Annotated in this window: 2 protein-coding genes; both read left to right on the top strand. The window is 60.7% G+C overall.

Annotated features, from left to right (window positions below):
• The first annotated feature begins 94 nt into the window (after positions 1-94).
• Positions 95-1,564 carry a 4-hydroxy-3-polyprenylbenzoate decarboxylase gene (gene ubiD / locus B3187_RS00085; RefSeq protein ID WP_286804106.1) on the top strand — a complete coding sequence of 490 codons (1,470 nt, stop codon included), beginning with the start codon at positions 95-97 and terminating at the stop codon, positions 1,562-1,564.
• 101 nt (positions 1,565-1,665) lie between these two features.
• Positions 1,666-2,761: hypothetical protein (locus B3187_RS00080; RefSeq protein WP_286804105.1), on the top strand; the 1,096-nt coding region annotated here is incomplete at its 3' end.

Here is a 2,761-nt window from a genome sequence, read left to right as displayed (position 1 = left end):
AGGCCAACGGCCGCATCCGCCGTAACCACACCACGACGCGCATCCGCCGTTACCAAAACGCCCCTAACATAATCTCCCTCGACGCCCCTCGCCTATGAAATACCGCGACCTCCGAGACTTCATCCACCTGCTCGAACAACGCGGCGAACTCAAACGCATCACCGCCGAAGTCGATCCCTACCTGGAAATCACGGAAATCTGCGACCGCACCCTGCGTGCCGGTGGCCCCGCCCTGCTGTTTGAAAACCCCAAGGGCTACGATATTCCGTTGCTGGGCAACCTGTTCGGCACTCCTGAGCGGGTGGCGCTGGGCATGGGTGAAGAATCCGTGGAAGCCCTGCAGGAAGTGGGCAAGCTGCTCGCCTTTCTGAAAGAGCCCGAGCCCCCCAAAGGCTTCAAAGACGCCTGGGAGAAACTGCCGATTTTCAAACAGGTCCTCAACATGGGCCCGAAGGTCGTGCGCAAGGCGCCCTGTCAGGAAGTGGTACTGGAAGGCGACGCGGTGGATCTGGACAGGCTCCCCGTTCAGACCTGCTGGCCGGGCGATGCCGGCCCGCTGGTCACCTGGCCGCTGGTGATTACCCGGGGCCCGGAAAAAGAGCGACAGAACCTGGGCATCTACCGGATGCAGAAGATCGGCAAGAACCGGTTGATCATGCGCTGGCTCGCCCACCGCGGCGGCGCTCTGGATTTTCGGGACTGGCAGAAAGCCCACCCGGGTGAGCCCTTCCCGGTCTCCATCGCGCTGGGCGCGGACCCGGCCACCATTCTTGGCGCGGTCACACCAGTACCAGACACTTTGTCCGAGTACGGGTTCGCCGGATTGTTGCGGGGCGACAAAACCGAAGTGGTGAAAAGCCAGACCAACGACCTTCAGGTGCCCGCCTCCGCCGAATTCATTCTGGAAGGCTATCTCGCCCCGGACGATATGGCCGATGAGGGGCCGTTTGGGGATCATACCGGTTACTACAACGAGGTGGATCGGTTCCCGGTCTTTACCGTGGAGCGCATCACCCACCGCAAAGATCCGATTTATCACAGTACCTACACCGGCCGCCCGCCGGATGAACCGGCCATTCTCGGCGTGGCACTGAACGAGGTGTTCGTGCCGATTCTGCGCAAGCAGTTCCCGGAAATTGTGGACTTCTATCTGCCGCCAGAGGGTTGCTCCTACCGCATGGCGGTGGTGACCATGAAGAAACAGTACCCCGGTCACGCCAAGCGGGTGATGATGGGCGTCTGGTCGTTCCTGCGTCAGTTCATGTACACCAAGTTTGTGATTGTGGTGGATGATGATGTCAATGCGCGGGACTGGAAGGATGTCATCTGGGCAATCACCACCCGCATGGACCCGAGCCGGGATACCGTGCTGGTGGATAACACCCCCATTGATTACCTGGACTTCGCCTCGCCGGTGTCCGGATTGGGTTCGAAGATGGGGCTGGATGCCACCAACAAGTGGCCCGGTGAAACTGATCGCGAATGGGGCAGTCCTATTGTGCAGGACCCCGAGGTCAAGCAGCGCGTGAATGCGTTGTGGGATACGTTGGGGATAGATTCGTAGTTGGGACGGCAACGGCGGATGCGCTTCGCTTATCCGCCCTACGCGAACTGCCGTGCTAATCCGACCTACGGGTCACTTGCTTCCAATCACCGGCGGACGCTATGCGATTACTGTTTGTTATTTTAACGTTTTTGATGTCTCTCGCCACCCACGCAGAGAACCCGACCTACCCCCTCAATTACCACGTCACCCTGAACCCCGAACACGACCGCGCCGAGGTGGTGATTGAAAGCGACCACCGGGGCCTGCTGAAATTACTGGATTTTGATCTCAGCTCCGGCCGCTATTCCAATCTGGAAGCCAACGGCGAGCTGAAAATCGAAGACGATCGCGCACTCTGGACGCCGCCCAAGCGCAACGCCCGTTTAACCCTGCACGTAGAAGTGTCCCACGAGCGCGACCCGGGCGAGTACGACTCTCTGATGACCGAGAACTGGGCCATCTTTCGGGGCGACGACATCATTCCGGCGGCCCGCGTGCGGACAGCAGGTAAGGTTTACGCCGAGGCCTGGCTGGAATTTTCGTTACCGAAGCATTGGACCAGCGTCACCACCGGCTGGGATAAAGAGGGGGCACGCCGGTTTCGGATCGACAACCCCGAGCGGCGCTTCGACCGGCCCACTGGCTGGATGATTGCCGGACAACTGGGCACCCGCCGGGAGAAGCTGGGTGAGACCGAGTTGGTGGTCAGTGCGCCAAAGGGCAGCAGCCTGCGGCGGATGGATGTGGTGACCCTGATCACCAACGTCTGGCCCGAGGTCGAACAGGCATTTCAAACCGCGCCCCCCAAATTCGCGGTCATCGGCCACGGCGACCCCATGTGGCGCGGCGCCCTATCTGGCCCCAATGCCCTGTTTCTCCACGGCGACCGGCCCATGGTCAGCGAAAACGGAACCAGCACGGTCATTCACGAGCTGATCCATGTGGTCACCCGGATAGACAGCCGTGATAGAAGCGATTGGTTGGTCGAGGGGCTGGCGGAATTTTATGCGGTGGAACTGCTGTATCGGGCCGGGTCGCTGACCGAAGCCCGACGCACGCGAATTATGGAAGGTTTGGCCGACTGGGGTAGCGAAGTGAAAACCCTGCGTAAGAAACGTTCGGCCGGCGCCACCAGCGCCCGGGCGGTGGTGCTGCTCGATGAGCTGGACCGGGAAATTCAGAGTGTGACAGACGGCGAGCGCAACCTGGATGATG

It is taken from the genome of Marinimicrobium sp. UBA4209, from assembly GCF_002381585.1.
Taxonomy (GTDB): Bacteria; Pseudomonadota; Gammaproteobacteria; order Pseudomonadales; family Cellvibrionaceae; genus Marinimicrobium; species Marinimicrobium koreense.
Note: the sequence above shows the minus strand (reverse complement) of the source record. Positions and strands in the feature narration are given on the sequence as shown.

Bases quoted from the DNA above. Each gene is read 5' to 3' on its own strand.
- ubiD (WP_286804106.1), top strand. From the start codon at position 95: ATGAAATACCGCGACCTCCGAGACTTCATCCACCTGCTCGAACAACGC.